The following is a 25,432-nucleotide window of genomic DNA, read 5'->3' as shown; positions in this document are numbered from 1 at the left end:
TATTACGTCAGGGAGTAGAGTGAGTGTTGTTGTAGTGAGGCTGGCGTAACTCTGTGATACGTTGTTTTACTTGTTGCCAAGGCGCTTTCTCTGGGGCAAAGCGCGCTCGGAGATAGGTCGTCAAATCAGCGACCTGGGTATTACTAAAGCTGTCGGCAAAGCCTGGCATGCTACCGATACCGGGAACGTGTTCGGCATGAACACCGCCCAAAATTGACTGAATAACGTTATCGGGATGGTCGCTGTGCAAATTGGTATTCAGCGCCAGATTAGTGCTCGCCCTCGAAAAGGTAGGAACGCCAGAATCGACATGGCACGCCGCACAGGCGCCCTCGAAAAGCCGCTCCCCTGCCTCAAGCCCTGTTGAGCTAACGGCTGCACTGGTCACGCGCTGCGTAGCGTCCACCACAGTCGCATCGCTATTACCTGCTGGCGCCTGCATCTGGGCGGCCACATAGTGAGCAATCGCCCGCACATCGTATTCAGGTAGCTCCGCCAGCCCCGCTACCACCGGGGCCATAGGGCCAGAGGCAACGCCGTGAAGCTCTGACTCACCGTGGCGCAGATAGTCGTAAAGCGATGTTTCACTCCACGGAATGGGCGAACGCGACAGCGTATTAAGCGGCGGTGCTTCCCAACCATCTACAAAGGCACCGGCAAAATACGCCTCGCCATTTTTCTCAGCGCCCATGGCATTGCGGGGGCTATGACAGGCGCTGCAGTGGCCCAACCCTTCGGCAAGGTAGGCTCCCCGGTTATACAGTTCGCTTTGCATGGGGTCAGGCTGGAAAGGAGTTGCATCGTGATAAAGCGTATTCCAGCCTGCCATTAAGCTACGCACGCTGAAGGGGAAAGTGAGCGCATTGACGTTTTTTTCAGTCGCGACAGGAGGCTGAGCCATTAAGTAGGCGTAAAGCGCCTGTAAATCGGCATCACTGGTCTTGGCAAATGCCGTATAGGGGAACGCGGGATAAAGGTGGCTGCCATCACGGCTAATGCCGTGGCGCATGGCGCGTTCAAAGGCTGCGTAGGACCACTGACCAATCCCCGTCGCTTCATCCGGGGTAATGTTCGTGCTGTAGAGCGTCCCGAAAGGTGTCTCAAATCCACGCCCACCGGCATTGGTCACGCCACCTTCTGTGGTATGACATGCCGCGCAGTCGCCTGCAGCCGCCACGAGTCGCCCGCGCTCAATGGTCTCGGCGGAATAAAGGTTGGCGGCTGGCCGTGAGACAGGCGCAATAGCCCCTTTCCACGGCCACGCCACGGCCGCAGTGCCTGCAATGGTGGTAAACGCTGCAGCGGCTAACCAGCGCCGTTTCACTGACCGCGGCGGTTTCAATGTAGTTGGGCGCCTTGCCTCCTCGATGGACGAAGCTTCGAGTGCCTGGCGCACGCGCTTGGCGGTAAACGGTGGCTGGCGAAAACGCAGCCCGGTGGCATCAAAAAGCGCATTGGCTATTACCGCAACACCTGGCGATAGCTCCGCACCGCTTAATACGTCTTCACCGGCGGTTTTATTAATGTCTTTATCGGTAGAGCATGGCGCAGAAGCGCTGGCTGGCAATACGGCGGAATATTCACGTTCACTTAGCGTACGACTGCCGTCACCCCACTCGTCGAAACTGGGCGCTTGCCCCAAGAGGGGGCGCGCTTCGCCCAATACCCGGGCCTGTAGCGTTTGCTGCAGGCGATCAGTGTCCACATCAGGGCCAGCGTCCTGCCCCACCACCAAACGGGTAAGCTGAACATCGCCGGTAACAAGATTGACCTCCACATCGGCAATCCAGGCAGAGCGTACTCCCGACTCCATGCGCTGATTCCGATCGGGCAGCTGAGAGTAGGCAAAGCCCCGCCCGCGCAGTAGATCCTGGGGTAAAGCGTCCGCTGATGGATTGGCTGCCCTTTGCCAATCGGCCTGTTTAGCCACGGACTCAATCAGCTCTATGCCACGTGCATCGTCAAGATGGCGAAGTCGCAGCACGATAGGGTCTTGGTCGCTCTCGCGGGCAACCTCATCTAAAAAGGATTCCCGCGCAAACGTCTGCTGTATCCCCATCAAGGTGGAATTGGTGGAGAGCGAAGCTGGCTGGGAGCGTGCAGCAAGGTATTGATCGCGAAATACATAGGGAGAGAACGGCGTGGTGTCTTGCTCGCCAACGCGGGCCTCAGCGCTAGGCGTTGCTATCATGGCCTTGCCACTTAACAACAACCCTATGGCAGCCACCTCCCCCGTGAGATTGGCCTGCTGATAGTGATAACGGGCTATCTCACCACTACTGGCAATGTCTGCGTTTAGGCTAATTCGCTGCGCTTGGCCTAATGCCTGAGCATCCTTGGCGTAGCGGGCATCGAGCCAAACGGCTACCGGGCCACCCACCGTCCGCGACATCAACGCCGCATCCACGGCGGCATCGTCACCGCAATGGCGACCCAGCCCTGAGGCCTGATTTGATGCGTGCTTACCATCGGCGCTGTAAAGTTCAATCTGGCTAATATCCAGCGCGGTTAACTGGCTTAGGTCCTGTTTAAGTGCCGCTGGAGTGACGGTTTGCCCCCACACGCTCAATTGTTGGTCGCGACAATCGGCAATTACCCAACTGGGGTGATTGCCCCAGCGCATGCGACTCGGCCAGCCATACGTATGGTTCGAATGCATGTCCGACTGGCTAGGCTTTACAAGAGGCAACTCAGAGGGCCATTGATCGCCTTCAGGAACTTTTTCGGACGCCTGGTGAACGGCCTGCCACTCAACCTTCAACTGTTTAGCGGCATCGGTCGCCAAGGCCAAACTATCGGCAACCACCGCCACAAAATTTCCTTCCACCACGACTTCAATAGAGCCAGAGAGTGAGGCAATGCTACTGCGAACGACGCCAACTAAGCAGTCACTCTCAAAACGCTCGCCATTCCACCGATAGTAAGGTGGACGCACCACGACACCAAAACGTGCCTTCGCTAGCAGCGCAGGGATGTCGGCCTGTTTTTGCTGGCCATGGAGCATCGACCCTTCACTCATGAGAAGCCTCCTGCAACGCGGCCGCGTTAATGCCCACGGCACGCTCCGCTGCCTGGAGAATTTCAACATGGGTGCCACATCGGCAGAGGTTATGCTCTAAAGCGGTGCGAATCTGCTGCGCAGAGGGTTGAGCATTATGGTTTAGCAACGCACGAATAGTGATGATCATGCCGTTCAAACAGTAGCCACACTGGGCTGCCTGAGCATCGATAAAGGCTTGCTGAACAGGATCAAGCTCATCGCCACCGGAAAGACCATCAAGGGTGGTTACCTCATGACCAACAGCAGCAGACACGGGCAGCACGCAGGTGCGTGCGGCCATGCCATCAATCAATACACTGCATGCCCCACACTCACCCAAACCACAGCCATACTTAGGTCCATTGAGCGCCAAGTCGTTACGCAACACATTGAGCAATGGTGTCTGTGGCGGCACGGCCAACTCGTGTTCGTGCCCATTGATAGTTAGCTTTAGCGTCATAGGGGATCATCATCGTTATTGTTAAGCCCGCCCTCTTGCTCTGAATAGGGCTTGGATATGACTTAGATATTACTAATAAGTACTGCCTGCCAAACACGCTTCGTAGCACCTTCAACCCGCCTATTTTCATCTCCCTTTCACATAGGCCAATCGACCTGCACCAGCTAAGTGCAGAGCCAACATCCATCGAGCATTAAAGGTGCGTACACTATAAAAACAAGCCTAATAAACGTATAGCACTCAATGGATGCGTTTTTCAAGTTTTTAAATAAAACCAAAAAAACAGACGTAAATCCATTAAATTCATATATTTATATAAAAAACTGACTTTTTTTCGTTAAAAAATAATTTCAAAACTAATTCTTGACCAAAAAATAAATGGTGTATACGTTGTTTTATAGCATTCTCGAACGCATGCATAAACGAGTGATAGGCGAATAAAACAGCGAGGAAACCAGAATATGAACAATAAACCCACCATAGCCGTTATTGGCGCGGGTCTTGGCGGCGCCGCTGCAGGCGCGCTACTACAGAAAGCGGGCTACCCCACCAAGGTGTACGAACAGGCACCCGCGTTTGCGCGCCTTGGGGCAGGCATTCACCTTGGCCCCAACGTGATGAAAGTAATGCGCCGCATTGGTATTGAAGAGCAGCTCAATACCATGGGCTCACACCCCGATTACTGGTTCAGCCGCAACGGCATGACCGGTGAGTACCAGTCTCGTATCCCGCTAGGCGAGTTTGCTCGCGAAAACTATGGCGCAGCCTATATCACCGTACACCGTGGCGATCTGCACGAATTGATGGTCAGCACGCTCGACCAGGACAACCTCTACTTCGATAAGCGCCTGGTCGATGTCGACGACAGCGGCGACAAGGTCGTCATGACCTTCGCTGACGGTACGACCGAAGAGGCCGACCTGGTGATCGGCGCCGACGGGGTCAATTCGCGGCTGCGCGAGAAACTGCTGGGCCCGGAGGCGCCGATCTATAGCGGCTGGGTCGCTCACCGAGCCATCATCTCTGCCGAAAAACTCAAGGCATACGACCTGGATTTCGAAGCCTGCGTGAAGTGGTGGTCGGAAGACCGACACATGATGGTGTATTTCGTGACCGGCGACGAGAAGGAGTATTACTACGTGACTGGCGTGCCTGAACCCGATTGGAACCACGGCACTTCCTTCGTCGACAGCTCCCGGGAAGAAATGCGCAAAGCATTCGAGGGTTACCATCCCACCGTACAAGCACTGATTGACTGCACTGAAACCGTTACCAAATGGCCCTTGCTGGAGCGCAACCCGCTGCCACTGTGGCATGAAAATCGACTGGTGCTGCTGGGCGATGCCTGCCACCCGATGAAGCCTCATATGGCCCAGGGCGCTGCCATGGCCATTGAGGACGCCGCCATGCTGGTACGCTGCCTGGAAGAAGTGGGCGCCGAGCACTACCAACAGGCCTTCGAGCTTTACCGCACCAACCGTTTTGAACGCGCTTCGCGGGTTCAGCAGGTCTCTCACGACAATACCTGGTTACGGGAAGACGAAGACCCGGCCTGGGTATTCGCCTACGACCCCTTTGAAGTACCGCTGAAGCAACCCACCAGCCAAGGGAGCCCAGCATGAGCAGCACCTATCTCTATGGCGCCAACGTACACGCCAATGGCATTCGTCAGCACTACCTGCGCTTTGGTGACAGCGTAGAGACCTCGCGCCAGCCGCTGGTGCTAATACCCGGCATCACCAGCCCGGCGATCACCTGGAGCTTTGTGGCCGAGCGCTTGGGTCAGCACTTCGACACTTATGTGCTGGATGTCCGAGGGCGCGGCTTGTCGTCCACCGGCCCCGACCTCGCCTATGACACCGACACCTGCGCCGACGACGTGATCGCCTTTATCGATGCGCTCGGTCTAAGCAATGTCATTCTGGCGGGCCACTCCATGGGGGCGCGCTTTGCGCTGCGCGCCATGAGTCGCGGCGCCAAGGGCATCGACAAACTGGTACTTATCGACCCACCGGTTTCAGGGCCAGGACGCCGTGAGTACCCCAGCAAGTTGCCCTGGTACGTGGACTCGATTCGCGACTGCAGCCGGGGCGCAGACATCGAGACCATGCGCCACTACTGCCCCACCTGGAGCGACGAGCAGCTGCGGTTACGCGCCGAGTGGTTACACACTTGCTTTGAGCCCGCCATTGTTCAGGCATTTGAAGAGTTCCACAGCGTCGATATCCACCAGGATTTCCCCGCTATCAAAGTGCCCACGCTGCTGATGTGTGCAGGCAAGGGCGGGGTTATCCAGGATGAAGATCGCGCTGAGATTCTCGACCTGCTACCGACCATTCGCATCACAACCGCGGCACAGGCGGGCCATATGATTCCTTGGGATGACTTCGACGGTTTTTTCGCCGCGTTTGAAGACTTCCTGGTCACACAACTCTAACCAAGGCCAATAATCATGACCCAGAGCACCAAAACATACCGTATCGGCCAGATCGTCCCCAGTTCCAATATCACTATGGAGACCGAGATACCTGCCATGCTCACTGCACGGCAGTTGATTCGTCCGGAACGCTTTACCTTTCACTCCAGCCGCATGCGCATGAAAACCGTCAGCAAGGACGAGCTGGCCGCGATGGATGGGGAGTCTGACCGCTGTGCCTTGGAACTCTCTGATGCAGCGGTAGATGTGATGGGGTATGCCTGCCTGGTAGCCATTATGGCGATGGGGCCCGGCTACCACCGAGCGTCGCAAAAGCGTTTGCGCAGCCGCACCGAAGAGAATGGCTGCGACACACCGGTGGTCACCAGCGCCGGTGCACTGGTCGATGCCCTGGGTGTGATGAAAGCCAAACGAGTGGTGGTAGTGGCGCCTTACATGAAGCCGCTAACCGAAATGGTGGTCGACTACATCCGCCAGGAAGGCATTGAGGTGCTCGACTACCGGGCGCTTGAGATCCCCAACAACCTGGATGTCGCTCGCCACGATCCCGCCAATCTCCCCGAAATCGTCGCCAGCCTCGATTTAAGTAACGTGGACGCGATCGTCTTGTCGGCCTGTGTGCAAATGCCCTCGCTACCGGCCGTCGCCAAGGTTGAAGCCCTGACCGGTAAGCCGGTGGTGACCGCAGCTATCGCGACCACCTACGCCATGCTCAAGGCACTCGACCTGGAACCCATCGTACCGGGCGCGGGTGCTCTCTTGTCAGGGGCTTACTAACGAGATCAGGTGCTTATTAACGATCTAGAGTGCTGATTAAGGAGACGACCATGTCGCAGCACAATACTGATAATACGGCCTCGGACAACTACAAGGGCGTGTGGGATGGACGCATTGGCTTTGGCAAAAGGCCCGCACTGCTGGTGGTTGATTTTATGCAAGGCTACACCACGCCAGGCTCGCCGCTATTTGCCCAGGGCGTGGTGGATGCGGTGGCCAATATGCCACCGCTACTCAATACCGCGCGGCGCACTGGCACGCCAGTCATCCACACCAACATCCTTTATCACGCCCCGGATCAAATCGATGGTGGCATTTGGGTTAAGAAAGCGCCGGTAATGCGAGCCATGGTGGCAGGTAATCCCTACGCTGACTTCTGTCCTGAAGTGACGCCTAACGACGATGAACTGGTGATGACCAAGCAGTATGCCAGCGCCTTCTTTGGTACTTCGCTTGCTTCCACGCTGGTCGCCATGGGCGTCGACACGCTGATCATTACCGGCTGCTCCACCAGCGGCTGCATTCGCGCCACCGCCGTGGATGGCCTACAGCACGGCTTTCGGGTGATGGTGGTACGTGATTGCGTGGGCGACCGCCACCCCGCGCCCCATGAAGCCAACCTGTTTGATATCGATAGCAAATATGGCGATGTGATTAGACTGGATGAAACACTGGGTTACTTAATGAAGCGTTAGGAGTGCCCGAAAACACAGGTGAAGCGGGCACCTCTGTTGTGTCATCCGTCCGCGTTCATTTTTTCCAGCAGATGCATTAAGGCAACCCGCTCTGCCGGGTTGAGATTTTTCATGGTCTGATCGCTAATTTGCTTGGCGCTGGGCACCATGCCCTCGACTAATGTCTCCCCAGGCTCGGTGATCACGACCATGACTTTGCGTTGATCATTGGGGTCGGTGGTGAGCGAGATCCACTCACGTGCTTTAAGGCGTTTAATGACGCCACGGATGGTGGCTGGATCAATCGCCGTGGCGTTGACGATATCGGTTAACGAGCTGGGACCTCGCTCCATCACCGTGCACAGCGTGACAAACTGAATGGCCGTAAGCTGCTTATCACTGCTGTAGCGCTGAAAAATAGCCGTATGCCGCTGGTAGGCTTTGCGCAGTAGATGGCCTACTTGCTCAGAAAAATCATACCCCTGCTCTGAAGGCGTGGGGTGCTCGCCGGAAGACGAGTGTTTGAGCGCACTATCCGTTGTCATTCCATCTCCTTAATCTATTAGCGACGACGTGTATCGAGTATGGCACTGGTTAACAAAATGATGCATCAACGTGTTAAATACTGCTTGCGCTGGATCAATTCACCATGATTTTATGGCGTACACACTATAATTTTACCGTAATTTTCGCTCATTGATCACCTCAAATTCATCTGCACTGATTACCTAAAACGCTAGCGCGGGAGGCAAGCATGGTCGATAAATCAGACTATACAAGAGAGTCACTGCTGTATGGATCTGATGTTTTGGTGATCTATCGCGATCCGGTTACGCCTCCTAAGCCCGCGCCCGGACAGCCAGGTACACACTCAAACTTCACCCCCCATGAGCCAGAAATATTTATTGCCGTACTGAACGATAGTCACATCGTGGCTTTCAACGGCCACGTAGACTTGGGCACAGGTATACGCACGGCGCTCGCTCAAATTGTTGCAGAAGAACTTAGCGTCGCGTTCGACAGCGTTACCATGGTGCTGGGAAACTCCGTTGAAGCTCCCAACCAAGGCCCCACCATTGCCAGTGCGTCGATTCAAATCACTGCCGAGCCTTTACGCCGCGCGGCGGCTCAAGCGCGGGAGTACCTATTAACACTGGCAGCAAAGCACTTTGACACTGAGCGCTCACTACTTAGCTGCCAAAACGGCGCTATTACGCCCAGTGATAATAACCACTCATCCGTGAGCTTTGGAGAGTTGCTGCGGGGCACCCGTCATGCATTAAAGCTTGCCGATGAGGTGCCGCTTAAGCCGGTCAGCCACTATACCCTGGTCGGCCAATCGACCTCTCGCGTGGATATACCCGCCAAGGCCACTGGGCAATTGACCTTTATCCACGACCTACGCCTGCCCGACATGCTGCATGGGCGAGTGATTCGCCCGCCTTATGTAGGCCATGATAACGGCGACTTTATTGGCAACAGTTTAATCGCAGTTGATGAACGCTCTGTGGCGCATTTGCCAGGCGTGGTAAGCGTCGTGGTGGTCGGTGACTTTGTTGGCGTGGTGGCCGAGCGTGAAGAGCAGGCTGCTGCCGCAGCCAAACAGCTAAAGATCCAGTGGCGCCCCATCGAAGGCTTGCCTCAGTTGGACAATATAGAGCAAGCACTGCTCGACTTACCCAGCAAGCAGCGCATACTTCTCGATGAGGGTGATCTCGACAACGCGCTGGCCGCCGCACAGCACTCGTTCAATCGTCACTATGTGTGGCCTTTCCAGCTGCATGGCTCCATTGGCCCTTCGTGCTCCGTCGCCGATGCCAATGAAAGTGGTCTTCACGTATGGTCGGGCACCCAAAACCCTCACAGCCTGCGCGCCGACCTCGCCCGCCTTACCGGTTTGGATGAAGGCGTTATCATCATTACCCGCATGGAAACCTCGGGCTGCTATGGCCGCAATTGTGCTGACGACGTTGGCGCGGATGCTGTGCTGCTGTCTCAGGCAGTTGGCCGCCCTGTCCGTGTGCAACTCACCCGTGAACAGGAACACACCTGGGAGCCTAAAGGAGCTGCTCAGTATATGGCGATCCAAGGTGGTTTAAATGCCGATGGCAGCCCAGCAGGCTATCGCTTTAATACGCGCTACCCCTCTAACAGTGCCCCCACCCTGGCACTACTGCTGACCGGTACTGCCTCACCAATTGATATCCCCTTTGAGATGGGAGATCGAACGTCGGTGCCACCCTACCGCTACCCTCATCGCCAAATAGTCTGCGACGACGTCCCGACTCTGGTTCGCGCCTCCTGGCTGCGTGGTGTCTCGGCGCTGCCCAGCACCTTCGCCCATGAAAGCTATATTGATGAGCTTGCCTATTTGGCGGATGAAGATCCGGTCACCTATCGGTTGCGCTACTTAACCGATAACCGCGCCAGCGAGCTTGTCGAAGCGTTAGCCGAACGTGCGAACTGGCAACCCTGCACCGCTAACACCAACCCAAGAAGCGAGGGTGAGTGGCGCTACGGCCGAGGCTTCGCTTACGCCCAGTACGTGCATAGCAAATTTCCCGGCTTTGGCGCCGCGCTCGCCGCCTGGGTAATTGAGCTTAAAGTCAATGTGAAGAGTGGACGGATTGTCGTCGAGAATTTATTTGTAGGTCAGGATGCGGGCTTAATGGTGAACCCCGCTGGCGTTCGCCATCAGGTGCATGGCAATGTGATCCAAATGCTCAGCCGCACGTTAAAGGAGCGGGTGTCCTTTGAGGATGGTTTACCGACCAGCAAAGAGTGGGGCGGCTACCCTATTCTGCGTTTCTCGGAGCTCCCTCCCATCAACGTCATGCTGCTTGATCGCCCTGAATTGCCGCCACTCGGCGTTGGAGAGTCCGCCTCACTGCCCGGCGCTCCTGCAATTGCCAACGCGCTTTTTGATGCCACGGGGGTACGCTTTACCCATCCCCCTTTTACCCCTGACACCATTCGCGACGCGCTGAAAGCCTCTCTTCAACTCCCCATGGAGGCGGCTAGTTAATGCAACACCTTGATCTACAGGTTATCGAACGCGCATTGAAATGGGCCAACCAGGGGCTGACTATTTGGTTGTGTACGGTGCTAAAAACCTTTGGCTCAGCCCCCCGAGAGCCGGGTGCCATGCTGGTAGCATGTTCGACAGGCGACTATCTGGGGTCACTGTCGGGCGGCTGTGTCGAAGAAGACTTTATCGCCAGGCTGCAAAAGGGAGAGTTCAACGAACCGGTTCAGCGGGTGCGCTATGGCGGTGACGCTGGTTCAGCGAATATTCGTTTACCCTGCGGTGGTAGCCTAGAAATACTGGTTGAACGGCTAGCGCCCAACACCGAAAACCTCACTCACTTAGAAGTGGTGCATGCCACGCTACTGGGTCGCCAACCGCTAACCCGCTGTATCAAATTGGATGGCAGCGGCAAGCGCTTTAACCCCTCGAAAAACACCGAGCCCACCGTTACTTTTGACACCGCTAGCGCCAATATTCGCATAGGCCCAGCGCTACGGCTGATTATCGCGGGGATCTCTTCAATCTCTTCACCCTGTGCGCTGTTTGCCCAATCGCTGGGGTTTGAAGTGATTGTCTGTGACCCCAGAGACGAGGCTAGGCAAAATTTTGCGGTCGCGGGAGTGGAAGTACAGGCAGTTCTACCTTCGGTGTTTATTTCATCAGGTGGCTGCCATGCCAATACCGCCATTGTTGCCTTGACCCATGACCCACGTATTGATGATTTGGCCATGATCGAAGCCGTCCGTACCAATGCATTTTACATTGGGGTCATGGGCTCTCATCAGACCTCACAACAGCGCGCAGAGCGGCTGCTGCGTTCTGGCGGCCTAACAAGTGCCCAAGTAGCACGAATAAACATGCCCATTGGGCTTAATTTAGGCAGCAAAACACCGGCTCAAATTGCGTTAGCCGTCATGGCCGACATTCATCGCATTTATCGTGGAAAAACACGTCATGAGCTGTAGTGATATCATCGTGATTGTCATGGCGGCTGGCCAGTCTCGTCGTTTTGGTAGCGATAAAAGAATTGCTAAATTAAGCAATGGAAAGACACTACTTACCTCCACGTTGTTAACCATTCAGCAACACTTTCCAAATATTACCGTTGTGCTTAAAGAAGATGATAAGGCTCAATCACTCGGTCTTTCTCCAATCACCCCAACGCTGGTTAGCCAGCGCAGTCATTTAGGACTTGGATACAGCATTAGCGATGCTTTCAAATATCTATGCTCAGACGAAAAATTTAATCATTACCGATCCGCAGCGATTTGGCTTGCCGATCTCCCTTGGGTGACTCAAAAAACGTGTAAGTTATTAGCAGACATTTCTAGCGCAGAAAATATCGTTCAACCAACACACCTACAGATCCCAGGCCACCCGGTTATTTTTGGTAGAAAATTTTGGGAACATATCGCTGATTTAAGCAATCCCAGCGGCGCATCCGCTATTCTCCAGCGGTATAGTGATCATATTGTAAAAATCTCACTAAATGATCCTGGCGTATGCTATGACATTGATACTCCAGACAGTTTATCTCCACCCTTCTGACATACTAACTATGACGATATTATAAAAAGAGACCGTCAACTAAGACGGCCTCTCTTTCCACTATTGAAGCTGATCTAGCCGTCATATCAATGGGTTTTCACACCATATTTAAGCGCTCGTAGACCTTTACTGGCTCTAAAATTTCGAGGCAAACAACGCTACAACCTGGCCCAACCGACCATTTCGAGTCGCTGGTTGATAGACGCCCTTTATTGAGCGCCTGATCAACCGCTACTGTCTTCAGTAAAAGCTGACTAGCTAACTCGCTTTATATGGGTTTCCGGGCGGCTCAACCGGCAAGCAGCGTACTTGAACTCTGGAATCTTTCCATACGGGTCCAGCGCCGGGTTAGTGAGTAGATTCGCCGCCGCTTCCTCGTAGCAGAAAGGCACGAAAACCATCCCCTCAGGCATGCCCGGATCCGTCCTGACCTTGAGGGTGATGGCCCCTCGCCGGGTGGTGATCGTCAGGTCATCGCCTGGCGCCAATCCCAGCCGGATAAGCTCAGCGGGCGCCAAGCTCGCCACGGCTTCCGGCTCCAGGTCATCGAGCACTTTGGCACGGCGGGTCATTGATCCGGTATGCCAGTGTTCTAACTGGCGGCCAGTGGTCAGCACCGTCGGATAGTCGTTATCGACTGGCTCATCCGGTGGCAGCGGGCGCGTAGGCGCGAACTTCGCCCGACCACTGACGGTTGGGAAGGCCTCGCTGAAGACTACGTCTTGTCCCGGTACATCCTCCGCTGGGCAAGGGTAGGTCACCGATTGCTCGCGCTCCAAACGCTCCCAGGAAATATGGTCGAGAGAGGCCATACCTTGCTTCATCTCGGCGAACACGTCCTGCGGATGCTGGTAATTCCAGTCGAGGCCGAAGCGTTTAGCCATTTCCTGAATGATCCACCAGTCCGGCTTGGCCTGGCCCGGTAGCGGCAAGGCCGCACGCCCCATCTGCACTTGCCGATTGGTGTTGGTGACGGTGCCATCCTTCTCAGGCCAGGCGGAGGCCGGCAAGATAACATCGGCGAATTGAGCGGTCTCAGTGACAAAAAGATCCTGTACCACCAGGTGTTCCAGCTTGGCCAGCGCGGCTCGAGCATGGGCCAGATCTGGATCGGACATCGCCGGGTTCTCACCCTGGATATACATGCCGCGAATGGTGCCCGCAGCGATAGCATCCATAATTTCAACCACGGTGAGCCCCGGCGTGGGATCCAGCTTGGTATTCCACAGCTCTTCGAAAGCACTGCGTACCTGCGCATCGCTAACCGGCTGGTAGTCCGGCATTACCATGGGAATCAGGCCGGCATCAGATGCCCCTTGAACGTTGTTCTGCCCCCGCAGAGGGTGCAAGCCAGTCCCAGGGCGACCGGTCTGGCCGCAAGCCAGCGCCAGCGAGATCAAACAACGGGCGTTGTCGGTCCCATGGGTGTGCTGGGAAATGCCCATGCCCCAGAAAATCATTGCCCGCTCGGCGTTGGCATAGAGCCTGGCCACTTCGCGAATGGTCTCTGGTTCAACACCGCACAGGCCGCTCATCGCTTCGGGGGTCATATCCACCGTATGCGTTTTGAGCGCCTCAAAGCCTTCGGTATGCTCGGCGATATAGGCCGTGTCATAAAGTTCTTCGCTGATGATCACATTGAGCATGGCATTAAACAGCGCCACATCAGCACCCAGTGAAAAGCGAACGCTGCGATGGGCGTAGGCATCCAACGCCTGACCACGGGGGTCGAGGATCACGATCTTGGTGCCACGCTTGGCGGCCTGCTTGAAGAAGGTGGCCGCCACCGGGTGATTCACAGCCGGATTACAGCCGGTAAGAATCACCACGTCAGCTTGGCTGGCCTGCATAAAGGAGGCGGTTACTGAGCCTGAACCGATACACTCCATGAGCGCTGCCACCGAACTGGCGTGACACAAGCGGGTACAGTGATCCACATGATTGGAACCAAAGCCGGTACGCACCAATTTCTGGAACAGCCACGCCTCTTCGTTGGAGCACTTGGCACTGCCGAACCCCGCCAAGGCATCAGGGCCATGATTCACTTTAAGGTTCACAAGCCCGCTGGCGGCCACCTCAAGGGCTTCGTCCCAGCTCGCCTCGCGGAAGTGTGTTAGGGGCTTGGCGGGGTCGAAATCTGGATCGATTCCCTTTGCGACACCCTCGCGACGAATCAGCGGGGTAACAAGCCGAGATGGATGGCGTGGATAGTCATAGCCGAAGCGACCTTTAACACATAGCCTGTTCTCGTTTGAAGGACCATCGCGGCCCTCCACATAAAGGATCTTATCGTCCTTGATATGGTAGGTAAGCTGACAGCCAACCCCGCAGTAGGGACACACTGAGTCAACCTTACGGTCAGCCACAGCAGAGTCTCCGTACCCTTGCTCATCCACTAGGGTGGCAGGCATTAAAGCACCCGTGGGGCAGGCTTGAACACACTCGCCACAAGCAACACAGGTGCTGTCTCCCATGGGGTCGTCGAAATCAAATACGATCTTGGCTGCCGCACCTCGATGCGCCAGACCGATAACATCGTTGACCTGCACTTCACGACAGGCGCGCACACACAGATTGCACTCAATGCAGGCATCAAGATTAACGCGCATGGCAGAGTGGCTGCTGTCTTGCTCCAGGCTACCCGTCCTAGGCGCCACATGATGCACGGTAGTCGTCTCACGCTCTGCGCGCTTGGGCAGCTTGCGGCGCACTGCCGTGGCATCAATGGCCAACTGGTCAGCCATGGCCCAGAAATGGCTTGAGCTGTCGGGGCTCTCTTCGCGCTCAGGCTGGTCGACCAGCAGCATTTCCATGACCATCTTGCGGGCCGTGTGTGCGCGTTCAGAGCTGGCACTATTAACCACCATACCGGGCGCCGCTTCGCGCAGACAGCTTGCGGCCAAGGTGCGTTCGCCCTCGATTTCCACCATACAAGCACGGCAGTTGCCGTCGGCGCGATAGCCGCTGGCATCCTTGAAACAGAGGTGCGGAATGGTCTCGCCGGCACGCTTGGCGACTTGCCAGAGGGTTTCACCGGGGTAAGCGCTGACGTCAACGCCGTCCAGGGTCAGGGTAAAGCTTTGATTTAAGCTCTGTTCACTCATGCTGATCTCCCTTATCCCTTGACGATAACGTTCTGGGCAGCCAGTTCACTGCGAAAATCCTTGAGCAAGCCCAATACTGGGTTAGGTGCCGCCTGTCCCAGCCCGCAAATAGAGGCATCTATCATCACTTGGGAAAGCTGCGTCATAAGCCCAGCATCCCATTCATTACGCTCAAGCAGGGTGAGCATTTTTTCGGTTCCCACCCGACACGGCGTGCATTGGCCACAAGACTCATCGGCGAAGAAAGCCAGTAGGTTGGTAGCAACCCCGCGCAGATTGTCCTGATCAGAAAGCACGATCACCGCGGCCGAGCCGATAAAACAACCGTGCTCCTGGAGGGTGTCGAAGTCGAGAGGAATATTGGCTTTAGTGGCGGGCAGAATGCCGCCAGAGGCGCCACCAGGCAGATAAGCCGCCAAACGGTGACCTTCCGCCATGCCGCCACAATACTCGTCAATTAACTCGCTTAGCGTGATGCCAGCAGGCGCCAGATAAACGCCAGGATGCTTAACGCGCCCCGACACCGAGAAACTGCGCAGCCCCACGCGGCCATGGCGTCCTTGACTGGAGAAAGACTCAGCGCCGCGCTGCCAGATCATCGGAATCCAGTAGACGGTCTCGACGTTATTGACCAGCGTTGGGCGGTCAAAGAGCCCTTTCTGAGCCACAAACGGAGGACGATGGCGGGGCTTGCCCGGCTTGCCTTCGAGGGACTCAATCATCGCCGACTCTTCGCCGCAGATGTAAGCACCCGCCCCGCGGCGTAGCACGATATATCCCGGCGCCACTAGGCCAGCGGCCTCAAGCTCACCAATCGCCTCGCGCAGCACGACATGTAACGCTGGATACTCATCGCGTAGGTAGATATACAGCGCCTCGGCGTCTATCGCCCAAGCACTGATCAAGGCGCCTTCAAGAAACTGGTGCGGCGAACGCTCCAGATAATAACGATCCTTAAAGGTACCGGGTTCGCCCTCGTCGGCATTAATGGCACAGTAGCGGGGGCCAGCCTCCTGACGCACAAAGTGCCATTTCTTAAAAGTAGGAAAACCCGCGCCCCCTAAGCCGCGAAGGTTGGCCTGCTGCATCACTTCCATCAATGCTTCAACCGTTACTTCCCCGTTGCGGCAGGCCTGGAGCAGTGCAAAACCATCCTCGCTGCGATAGTTATCAAGTCGTTGCCAATCGATAGGTTCGGGGTGAGTGTCGTCGCCATCAATAGCTGCCTGAACTTGAGCCGCATCGGCTCGACCCAAGTGGTGATGGCCGACCTCCACGACGGGCGCTGTGTCGCAGCGCCCCATGCATGGCGCGCGCAACACCCGTACCTGCTCGATATCGACGTTTGCTTCCAACTGCGCTTTAAGCGCCTCAGCGCCAGCTAACTGGCAAGCCAGAGAGTCGCAAACGCGGATGGTCAACGCCGGGGGCACTTCCTGGTCGTCATGAATGACATCGAAGTGAGCATAAAAGGTCGCTGTCTCATAGATCGCCGCCATAGGCAGGTTCATATAAGTTGCCAGGGCACGCAGGTCTGCCAACAATAAATGCCCTCGGGCATCCTGAAGAGCATGCAGGTGTTCGATCAATAAATCGCGTCGGCGCAATGCAGCATCGTTGCGTTCATCGCCCAGCAGTTCACGCAATCCCTCAAGACGGATGGGATCGAGTTCACGGCCGCGGGGCTTGCCGCGAAAGCGGCGCTTGGGGGTCACGGTCTGGACGGTCATGGGTCACTCATTATTATTTTGATCGGCGTGATGCCGAATGAACGAAGACGGCACCCCGCGGGGTGCCGTCTAGGGTCTTACTATCAATCTTGAACTATCTATACCGAACTATCTACCTCGAACTATCTATCTCGTATCCCCTTGCGGACAGGCAGGTACTTCCGGCTTATGCAGGCACGCTGCCGTGGGGATCAATGACAAATTTCTTGGCGGCTCCGCCATCGAAGTCGGCATATCCTTGGGGCGCCTGATCCAGAGTGATCATCTGTACATTGACCGCATCGGCGATCTTAACTTTACCGAATAGAATAGCCTGCATCAGCGGGCGGTGGTACTTCATTACCGGGCACTGTCCGGTATGAAAACTGTGGGATTTGGCCCAGCCGAGGCCAAAGCGCATGCTCAAAGCACCCTGCTTAGCGGCATCATCAGCGGCACCAGGGTCTTCGGTCACATACAGGCCAGGAATACCGATTTGGCCGCCCGCGCGAGTTAGCGACATCGCCGAGTTAAGCACGGTCGCAGGTGCTTCTTTACCATGGTTGCAGCCGCAGGCGTGGGCCTCGAAACCAACACAGTCGACAAAGGCATCGACTTCACGCTCGCCGAGAATCACCTCAATCTTGTCGGCCATGTCGCCGTCCTGGGTCAGGTCAATGGTCTCGCAGCCAAAGCTTCGCGCTTGGGCTAAACGGTCTTCGACCATATCGCCGACAATCACACAAGCCGCGCCAAGCAACTGCGCAGAAACTGCCGCCGCCAAGCCCACAGGGCCAGCACCTGCAATATAGACAGTACTACCGGGGCCAACACCGGCAGTAACGCAACCGTGGAAGCCAGTGGGGAAGATATCGGAAAGCAGGGTTAAATCTTTGATTTTCTCCATCGCTTGATCGGTGTCCGGGAACTTCAGCAGATTGAAGTCCGCGTAGGGAACCATGACATATTCGGTCTGGCCACCCACCCAGCCACCCATATCGACATAGCCATAAGCAGCCCCTGGACGAGAGGGGTTCACGTTCAGGCAGATGCCGGTACGGCCTTCTTTACAGTTACGGCAGCGGCCGCAGGCAATATTAAACGGCACCGAGACGAGATCGCCGGGCTGGATAAACTCGACGTCGCGACCACACTCGACCACCAAACCCGTAATTTCGTGACCTAGCACCAAGCCGGATGGCGCAGTGGTGCGGCCGCGTACCATATGCTGGTCGCTGCCACAGATATTGGTGGTGACGACTTTAAGAATGACGCCGTGCTCACACTTTCGATTACCGATGGCGAGCTCAGGATAGGCAATAGATTCGACGGCGACTTCACCCGGCCCTTTATAGACCACTCCGCGGTTGGCTGCATTCATGGCTAGCTCCTGTTGTTTATTGTTGTGCGCTTGATGGTGGATTGCGCTTTCCCACCCTATCCCCTCCGTGCCTAAGGACTTACCCCAAAAAGGCATCCGCATATCTATTCAAGACATCCTAGCCAGGATGAATAGATGAAGGTCGTTTTCACGACACTCCTCCTCCAAAACAAGCCCAACAATTCGTAGCGTCGGCGATCGTGACTCATACCCGACACCTAACAAGAACCACCAAGGAAACCCAATGAAGAACAATGACGACCCGGTTCTGTCGCCCGGACAGGACAATACCCAGATAATGGGGTTGGATTTTCATAACCCCGTCTTCCCTCTCTCCGCTCTCGCCATTCTGCTGTTCATTCTTTACGCACTGGTTTACCCAGATGCCGCTAATACGCACCTAGGGCTTGCCAAGAACTGGTCAATTGAACACTTTGACTGGCTGTTTATGATTGCAGGCAATACCTTTGTGGTGTTCTGCCTTGTACTGATCTGCTTGCCGCTCGGGCGAATTCGTTTGGGCGGCAGCGATGCCAAGCCGGAGTACTCGCGCACGTCCTGGTTCGCCATGCTATTTGCGGCGGGTATGGGTATCGGCCTAATGTTCTGGAGCGTTGCTGAGCCCGTGGCCTATTACACCGACTGGTATGGTACGCCCCTCAACGCCCCCGCAGGCACACCGGAAGGCGCTAGTGCTGCCATGGGCGCGACCATGTTTCATTGGGGGCTGCACCCCTGGGCAATCTACGCAGTCGTCGCACTCTCGCTGGCGTTCTTTGCCTATAATAAGGGCTTGCCACTCACGCTTCGCTCCGCCTTTTATCCACTTCTAGGTGAGCATACCCGCGGCTGGGCAGGTCATATCATCGATATTCTTGCCGTACTCGCCACCATTTTCGGCCTAGCCACCTCGCTTGGCTTTGGCGCTACCCAAGCGGCAGGTGGGCTCGCCTATCTGTTCGGCATCCCCAACACTATTGGTACTCAGCTGGCGATTATCCTAGTGGTCACGGTGATTGCACTATTCTCGGTATGGCGGGGTATCGACGGTGGCGTAAAGCTATTCTCAAACATTAATATGATCATCGCGGCGATACTGTTGCTATTCGTTGTGATAGCAGGCCCGACCCTGATGATATTGACAGGGATTGGCACCACAACGCTAGACTATGTAAGCCACCTTTTGCCGCTGTCGAACTGGATTGGACGCGAGGACGACACTTGGTACCACGGCTGGACCATCTTTTACTGGGCGTGGTGGATTTCCTGGTCTCCGTTTGTCGGCATGTTTATCGCTCGCGTATCGCGTGGACGCACCGTTCGGGAGTTTCTCATTGCCGTACTGCTGGTACCAACACTAGTCACCTTGGTTTGGATGAGCGCCTTCGGCGGAACAGCGCTTTTTCAGGCGACTAACGGCGTAGGCGAACTGGCCAACGGCATTGGCGATGTCTCGCTTGCCATGTTCCATATGCTGGAACAGTTGCCTCTCACCAGCATAACGTCAACACTAGCCATTATCCTGGTGCTGGTTTTCTTCATCACTTCATCAGACTCCGGCTCGTTGGTAATCGATAACATCACGGCCGGTGGCAAAACCGATGCCCCTAAGGGCCAGCGTGTTTTCTGGGCCGCACTTGAAGGTGTCATTGCTGGAGTACTGCTGTATGGCGGCGGTAGCACTGCGCTCAGTGCGCTTCAGGCGGGCGCGGTAGCCACAGGGCTGCCCTTCACACTGGTACTACTAATGATGTGCGTCAGCCTTTACGTAGGCCTTAATAAGGAGTGGCAACAGCTTAACGCGATACCCAAAACCGCCAAGTAATCTCCCCCGCAACCGCCCGCCCAACCAGCGGGCGGTTGCTCTCTTTTACCGACCAGGAACCAAGACAATGCAGTCAAATTCTTACCAGCGCGGTCTGGCCATGGTGATACTGGGCGTGGTGTTCCTCAGTTTCGACGGTCTGCTGATCCGCCTAGCTAATACCGATGGCTGGACCATCGTATTCTGGCGCGGTTTTTTGATGTTCTGCGTGCTGGGAGTCCTATGCTGTGTGGGTAATCGATTAGGGGCACTGAGAAGCCATCCGTTTTCTTCACTCGCCTCAGCGCTGCTGCTGGGTCTAATGTCGAGCCTCTTCGTGCTAGCCGTGATGAACGCCAATGTGGCCAACGTGGTAGTAATACTGAGCACAGCGCCACTGTTTGCCGCACTGTTTTCACGGGTTTTCCTGCATGAAAAGGTGCCGCTAAGAACGTTGGTAGCCATTGCCGTCTGCATGCTGGGTATGGGGTTGGTGTTCTTGGGCGAAGGCGCCATGGGAATGCTGGCGGGTAACCTGTATGCCTTAACGGCCGCGGCGACCATCGGCGGTAACTTGACCTTGCTACGCCGCTATCCAGCCATTGACCCCATGACGGTGATTGCTGGTGGTGGACTGCTCTCAGCAGCAATTGCTCTGCCCATGGCCTCGCCGCTAGCGCTTGATGCCGAGCGTTATGGCGTACTGGCACTGATGGGGCTAGTGCAGATGCCCCTGGCCACGGTGCTGATCAATAGCGCCACCCGTTACCTGCCGTCTACCGAGGTGGCACTGTTTTACCTGGTGGAAACCGCATTGGGCACACTATGGGTTTGGTGGCTACTAGGCGAGACGCCGACGGCATCAACGCTACTGGGCGGGGTCATCGTCATCACTGTGTTAGTGCTACACGCCTGGATGGGGTTACATCTAGAAAGACAGCGCCTACGGCTTTACCCTGGCTTTGCTGGCAAATAGGTCATAACAACATAGAAGAAGATAACGACAGCGAACGTAAAGACTTAAAACGTAAAGGCTTCGAAAATAAAGACTCAGAGATTAAAAAAGAGATAACAAGAAGCCCGCCAATAAAGGGCGGGCTTTAAGATTGCTAACATGCCGTGATCAAAAAAAGCTTCAGCGCAGCACGTCCTCTTCCTTGAGCAACTTGTAGATCGCCTCGGCGCCCTGCTCAGGGGTAACGTCGGTAAGCACTTGCCCGCCCTTGCCCTCGGCTTTGGAAGCCGCCGCTTTAAAGCGGTCTCTTGCTGAGGCGGCTTTGATGATTTTCAGACGCTTAGGCCGTTTACGTGCGGGGCTCAAGTGCCACTGGGCCAATTCACTGTCAGCTTCAGAGGTAGTGGGTGCCACCGAGAAGGTGGCTCGACGAGCCGGGCCAAAGGCGCTCTGACGCGCCGCCGGCGCCGCTTCATCCACGCTGATGATGGCGGGCAGGCGCACCTTGAGACGACGACGTTGGCCCCGTGGCAACGCCTGAAGCAGCGTTACCACGCCATTTTCCACCGTCTCTATCGATGCCAAGCTATTCACTAGCGGCCAACCGAGATGCTCCGCCAATGCATAGGGCAAAAGCCCAGAGCCTTCTCCGCGCTCGGCCCGGGCACCGGTGATCACTAGCTGAGGTGAAGTAGCGGCCAAATGCTCCACCAGAGGCAGAATAGCATCGCTGCCTTCAGGCTGCTCCAGCAAGGTCATGGACTCAAGCCCCATGCCAACACCCGTGGCCATTCCTAAGTAACTGCGCAGAGCTGCCTCGCTGTCGACATCTTGAGAACCAGCATGCAGCACGTCAATCCGGCTACCCGGCAGCTCTGCTTCCATGGCCAAGGCAAGTTCCAGACCCCGTGCATCCTGTTCGGCGCGCCTCGCACGACCGGTTGTGGGGTGACGGCCTATGGAGACCAGTACCGCTACGTCGATACCCGGTTTTTGTTGTTTTTGCTGTTGTTCAGGCCGCATCGCGCTGCCCTCCTCGCTGCTGTTCCACCATCGCCACTAACGCAGCAAGAATTTGCGTGCTGTCGCCTATCACCGCCAGGTCTGCGCGTTTGATCATGTCGCACCCTGGATCGAGATTGATTGCCACTACCTTGTCGCAGCGCTGAATGCCCTGTAGGTGCTGGATCGCACCTGAAATACCCACCGCCATATAGACTCGGGCGGTTACCCAGGTGCCGGTTGCACCTACCTGCCGATCACGCGCCATAAAGCCGTCATCCACCGCGACACGCGAGGCCCCTTCGGTAGCACCCAGCACTTTCGCAGCATGATGGAAAGCGTCCCACTGTTTAACACCATTGCCAGCAGAGAGGATGAACTCAGCCTCCGCCAGCGCCACGCCAGCGGGGTCCACTGCCACCTGCCCCAGGTCTTCAATGCGCGATAGAGCGGTGGGAATTGGCGCTGCCAAGGTCTGGCGCTCGGCCGCATGCCGCGTCTCATCCACCGGCTCAGCGCACTCGGCCAATGCCAGGGCAACCCGTGGCAGAGGGCGTTGGATATCCAGGCTCCCAGCGGCGCCACGGGCAGTGCAGCGCCAACCCAAGGAGGCCTCATTATCAGCTTCCACCTGCCACACCCCCGTGGCAGCGCGTTCACCCAGGCGTAAGGCAAGCCGCCGCCCCAGATCAGCTCCGCCTAGGGGGGAGTCCGGCAACAGCCAGAAACGCGGCGTCATCTCACGTTCGACGGCACTTAACACTGCCAGCCGTGCCTCGGGAGCAAACCCAGCGTAAAGCTCATCATCAAGATGCACCACGCGATCGATTCCGGCTTCGCCAAGCGCCTCCTCCTTATGCTCGCCGAATAAGATCGCCACCACAGCGCCAGGCTGTTCGGCGTCGGCATCCGCCACGCGTCTGGCTAGTCCCAACAGATCCTTGTCATGGCTTGAAAGGCGGCCACCGGTCAGGTCGGGTACCACGGCGACCATAAAGGCAGGCTGATCAATGGTCACGCTGCGGCGGCTATCATGGGCCGCCGTGGTGGTCGCGGCGGCCTGCCCACCTTGCTGGAGGCCGCTACGATCAATCCGTTTGACGCCATTGGGGCCGATAAAACCAATGGCGCGAGGATTTTTACGCACCACGCCATTGGGGCCCAGCCACTCACTAACTGCTCCGCCACCCTCACTGTTGACACCAAGAGCGGCGAGCACACTGGCGTGGTCTGGATGAAGACGGTTCCGGGCGATCCACTCGCGACGCGGATCGCGGCGAATAATCTCACTCATAAGCTCACCTCTTCAGCAGTCGTCACTGAGCCGGTTCGGCGGGATACGCCAGACACATCGCCAGCGGGACGCTCTACCAGGGCATCAGCTACCAGTTCGGCGATATCGCGCACTTCGGCGCTAGCATCCACCACGCCTTCCAGCATAGCAGTGCACTGTGGGCAGCCCACCGCCACCAGCTCGGCGCCGCTCTCTTTGACGTCATTCATGCGCATATCAGGGATGCGGCGCTCACCAGGAATATCCGTGATTGGCGCTCCACCGCCGCCGCCGCAGCAGCGCGAACGGAACCCCGAGCGCTCCATCTCGGCAACTTGGATACCCAGCGCCTTCAGCACTCGCCGAGGGGCTTCGTATTCACCGTTATAGCGCCCCAAGTAACATGGGTCGTGATAAGTAACGCTGCCACCTTTCCAGGGAGCAAAGGTCAGCCGTCCGGCGTCATACAATTCAGCAATAAAGGTACTGTGGTGACGCACTTCGTAGTTGGCATTGAAATCGCTGCCACCCTGCCCTTCTTGAAGAAAGTCGCCATACTCATTGCCCAGCACATGAAAACTATGTGGATCACAGGTGACAATCTGCTGGAAGCGATACTTAGCCAGAGTGGCAATATTGCGCTTAGCCAGAGACTGGAACGTCGCTTCATCACCTAAGCGTCTTGCCACATCACCGCTATCGCGCTCTTCAGCACCTAACACGGCGAAGTCCACTTCAGCCGCACGCAGCACTTTAACCAGGGCACGTAGGGTTCGCTGGTTACGCATATCAAAGGCGCCATCCCCCAACCACAACAACACATCAACCTGCTTTAGGTCGGCCATTAGCGGCAGGTTAAGATCCGCCGCCCAGTTGAGCCGTGAGCCTGGGTCGAAACCGCCGGGGTTATCGGTGGCAATCAGGTTGTCGAGCACCTCGGCACCTTTATTGGGTGTCTTGCCCCGCTCCAAGGTCAAGTGGCGGCGCATATCGACAATCGCATCCACGTGCTCAATCATCATTGGGCACTCCTCGACACAGGCACGGCAGGTGGTGCACGACCAGAGAGTCTCAGCGTCAACTAACGCCTTTCCCTCTTTCATGACAACAGGCGCTACGATAGGCGCATGGGGAGCGCCTTGGTGCTCTCCCACTGGCTTACCAGGATAAGGAGAACCGGCATAGCCAGCATCACTACCACCGGCAAAACCCACCACCATATCCTGAATCAGTTTTTTAGGATTGAGCGGTTGGCCAGCGGCAAACGCAGGGCACACTGCCTCGCAACGACCGCACTGCACGCAGGCATCGAAGCCCAGCAGCTGGTTCCAGGTGAAGTCGGCAGGCTTTTCCACGCCCAAAGGTGCCGCTTTATCCTCAAGGTTCAGTGCTTTGAGCCCCGTTGACCGGCCACCACCAAAGCGCTCGGCACGACGGTGAAAGGCGAGATGTAAGGCGCCAGCGAAGGCGTGCTTCATTGGGCCGCCCCAGGTCATGCCAAAGAACATTTCGCCCAGACCCCAAACCACGACGCCCGCCAACACCAGCGCCAGAAGCCAGCTGCCGCTGCCTTCTACTAACCCTTCAGGCAACAGACCTACCGTGGGCAGCGTGATCAGGAAGACGCCTATCGAAAACGCCATCAAGCTCTTTGGCAGCCGCATCCAGGGGCCTTTGGAGAGCCGTGCAGGAGGGTTAAGCCGCCGACGAGCTACGAAGAGGCTACCGACGAACATGGAGGTGCTAGCCAGTAACAGCAACCCGCCTAGCAATGGGTTAGCGATACCCAGACCATGCACCAGGATCATCAGCACGGCGGCAGCCACGAAGCCCCCTGCGGTGGCTACGTGGGTATTGGAGATCATTTTATCGCGCCCCACGACATGGTGCAGATCCACCAAATAGCGGCGCGGCAGGGCCATCAACCCCTTGAACAGGTTCACCCGCGAGGGGCGCCCCTGACGCCACAGGCGTATACGGCGGACAGCGCCGATTGCTGCCAGGGCCAGGGCAGTAAAAATCAGTATCGGCAAGAGCGTATCGAGCATGGTACTCACCTCATCTTTCGCGGCGGGGCTGCTCCGGCGGCAGACCTCTGCGAGGGCGCTGTAAACCCATCCCTGGGCGCTACATTTGCCATCTGACCGCCATGGATGGCGGAAATGCCGTAAACGTATGGAACTGTTTTACGGCCATGGCAAATGACCCTCGCTACGGTCTACCACCGGCGCCCCGGCTCT

18 protein-coding genes are annotated in these 25,432 nt (G+C 56.6%); 9 read left to right on the top strand and 9 right to left on the bottom strand.

Features of this window, described 5'->3' with window-relative positions; all coding sequences use genetic code 11:
- Positions 1–7: 7 nt before the first annotated feature.
- Positions 8–3,019, bottom strand: coding sequence for a molybdopterin-dependent oxidoreductase (locus NDQ72_02290; protein WKD28793.1), 3,012 nt, complete (start codon positions 3,017–3,019; stop codon positions 8–10).
- Positions 3,012–3,500 carry a (2Fe-2S)-binding protein gene (locus tag NDQ72_02285; protein WKD28792.1) on the bottom strand — a complete coding sequence of 163 codons (489 nt, stop codon included), beginning with the start codon at positions 3,498–3,500 and terminating at the stop codon, positions 3,012–3,014. Before NDQ72_02285 ends, NDQ72_02290 begins: the two co-directional genes overlap by 8 nt.
- 461 nt (positions 3,501–3,961) lie before the next feature.
- On the opposite strand from NDQ72_02285, the gene NDQ72_02280 reads away from it, so the two are divergent.
- The 4 genes from NDQ72_02280 to NDQ72_02265 all read left to right on the top strand — a co-directional run bounded on the left by NDQ72_02280 (position 3,962) and on the right by NDQ72_02265 (position 7,409).
- On the top strand, positions 3,962–5,122 hold the full coding sequence (locus tag NDQ72_02280; GenBank protein WKD28791.1) for an FAD-dependent monooxygenase: 1,161 nt from the start codon (positions 3,962–3,964) through the stop codon (positions 5,120–5,122).
- A complete protein-coding gene (locus NDQ72_02275) occupies positions 5,119–5,937 on the top strand; it encodes an alpha/beta hydrolase (GenBank protein WKD28790.1) in 819 nt (272 codons plus the stop codon). Before NDQ72_02280 ends, NDQ72_02275 begins: the two co-directional genes overlap by 4 nt.
- A gap of 75 nt (positions 5,938–6,012) precedes the next feature.
- On the top strand, positions 6,013–6,714 hold the full coding sequence (locus tag NDQ72_02270; protein WKD30331.1) for an Asp/Glu racemase: 702 nt from the start codon (positions 6,013–6,015) through the stop codon (positions 6,712–6,714).
- 50 nt (positions 6,715–6,764) lie between these two features.
- A complete protein-coding gene (locus NDQ72_02265) occupies positions 6,765–7,409 on the top strand; it encodes an N-carbamoylsarcosine amidohydrolase (GenBank protein ID WKD28789.1) in 645 nt (214 codons plus the stop codon).
- 41 nt (positions 7,410–7,450) lie between these two features.
- On the opposite strand, the gene NDQ72_02260 is transcribed toward NDQ72_02265, so the two are convergent.
- Complete coding sequence (locus NDQ72_02260; GenBank protein WKD28788.1) at positions 7,451–7,933, bottom strand: MarR family transcriptional regulator; 483 nt, start codon at positions 7,931–7,933, stop codon at positions 7,451–7,453.
- A 209-nt stretch (positions 7,934–8,142) separates the two neighbouring features.
- Between NDQ72_02260 and NDQ72_02255 the strand changes: the two genes are divergently transcribed.
- The 3 genes from NDQ72_02255 to NDQ72_02245 are packed head-to-tail and all read left to right on the top strand — an operon-like array spanning position 8,143 to position 11,964.
- The gene (locus NDQ72_02255) at positions 8,143–10,413 is read left to right on the top strand and encodes a molybdopterin-dependent oxidoreductase (protein WKD28787.1); all 2,271 of its coding nucleotides are present in this window, start codon (positions 8,143–8,145) and stop codon (positions 10,411–10,413) included.
- Positions 10,413–11,381, top strand: coding sequence for an XdhC family protein (locus NDQ72_02250; protein WKD28786.1), 969 nt, complete (start codon positions 10,413–10,415; stop codon positions 11,379–11,381). Before NDQ72_02255 ends, NDQ72_02250 begins: the two co-directional genes overlap by 1 nt.
- Entirely contained in the window at positions 11,371–11,964 is a 594-nt protein-coding gene (locus tag NDQ72_02245) for a nucleotidyltransferase family protein (protein ID WKD28785.1), read from the top strand. Before NDQ72_02250 ends, NDQ72_02245 begins: the two co-directional genes overlap by 11 nt.
- 254 nt (positions 11,965–12,218) lie before the next feature.
- On the opposite strand, the gene fdhF is transcribed toward NDQ72_02245, so the two are convergent.
- From fdhF to fdhA, 3 genes are all read right to left on the bottom strand, one after another.
- Positions 12,219–15,068, bottom strand: coding sequence for a formate dehydrogenase subunit alpha (gene fdhF, locus NDQ72_02240; GenBank protein WKD28784.1), 2,850 nt, complete (start codon positions 15,066–15,068; stop codon positions 12,219–12,221).
- A gap of 11 nt (positions 15,069–15,079) precedes the next feature.
- On the bottom strand, positions 15,080–16,798 hold the full coding sequence (locus tag NDQ72_02235) for an NAD(P)H-dependent oxidoreductase subunit E (GenBank protein WKD28783.1): 1,719 nt from the start codon (positions 16,796–16,798) through the stop codon (positions 15,080–15,082).
- Positions 16,799–16,964: 166 nt separating this feature from the next.
- Positions 16,965–18,158: a formaldehyde dehydrogenase, glutathione-independent gene (gene fdhA, locus NDQ72_02230; GenBank protein WKD28782.1), complete on the bottom strand. Its 1,194-nt coding sequence runs from the start codon at positions 18,156–18,158 to the stop codon at positions 16,965–16,967.
- A gap of 244 nt (positions 18,159–18,402) precedes the next feature.
- Here fdhA and NDQ72_02225 point away from each other — a divergent pair, with 244 nt between their 5' ends.
- The gene (locus NDQ72_02225) at positions 18,403–19,983 is read left to right on the top strand and encodes a BCCT family transporter (GenBank protein WKD28781.1); all 1,581 of its coding nucleotides are present in this window, start codon (positions 18,403–18,405) and stop codon (positions 19,981–19,983) included.
- Positions 19,984–20,050: 67 nt separating this feature from the next.
- Positions 20,051–20,938 carry a DMT family transporter gene (locus tag NDQ72_02220; protein WKD28780.1) on the top strand — a complete coding sequence of 296 codons (888 nt, stop codon included), beginning with the start codon at positions 20,051–20,053 and terminating at the stop codon, positions 20,936–20,938.
- A 159-nt stretch (positions 20,939–21,097) separates the two neighbouring features.
- Here the strand turns inward: NDQ72_02220 and NDQ72_02215 are convergent, their stop codons facing one another.
- From NDQ72_02215 to NDQ72_02205, 3 genes are read right to left on the bottom strand one after another with little or no spacing between them, the layout of a single operon-like run.
- Entirely contained in the window at positions 21,098–21,940 is an 843-nt protein-coding gene (locus NDQ72_02215; GenBank protein ID WKD28779.1) for an electron transfer flavoprotein subunit beta, read from the bottom strand.
- Positions 21,930–23,213 carry an electron transfer flavoprotein subunit alpha/FixB family protein gene (locus NDQ72_02210; GenBank protein ID WKD28778.1) on the bottom strand — a complete coding sequence of 428 codons (1,284 nt, stop codon included), beginning with the start codon at positions 23,211–23,213 and terminating at the stop codon, positions 21,930–21,932. The genes NDQ72_02215 and NDQ72_02210 overlap by 11 nt, the downstream gene beginning before the upstream one ends.
- Positions 23,210–25,240, bottom strand: a complete 2,031-nt coding sequence (locus NDQ72_02205; GenBank protein ID WKD28777.1) for a (Fe-S)-binding protein — start codon at positions 25,238–25,240, stop codon at positions 23,210–23,212. Before NDQ72_02205 ends, NDQ72_02210 begins: the two co-directional genes overlap by 4 nt.
- Positions 25,241–25,432: the final 192 nt, after the last annotated feature.

Origin of the sequence: Halomonas sp. KG2, from assembly GCA_030440445.1 — a bacterium.
Taxonomy (GTDB): domain Bacteria; phylum Pseudomonadota; class Gammaproteobacteria; order Pseudomonadales; family Halomonadaceae; genus Vreelandella.
Note: the sequence above shows the minus strand (reverse complement) of the source record. Positions and strands in the feature narration are given on the sequence as shown.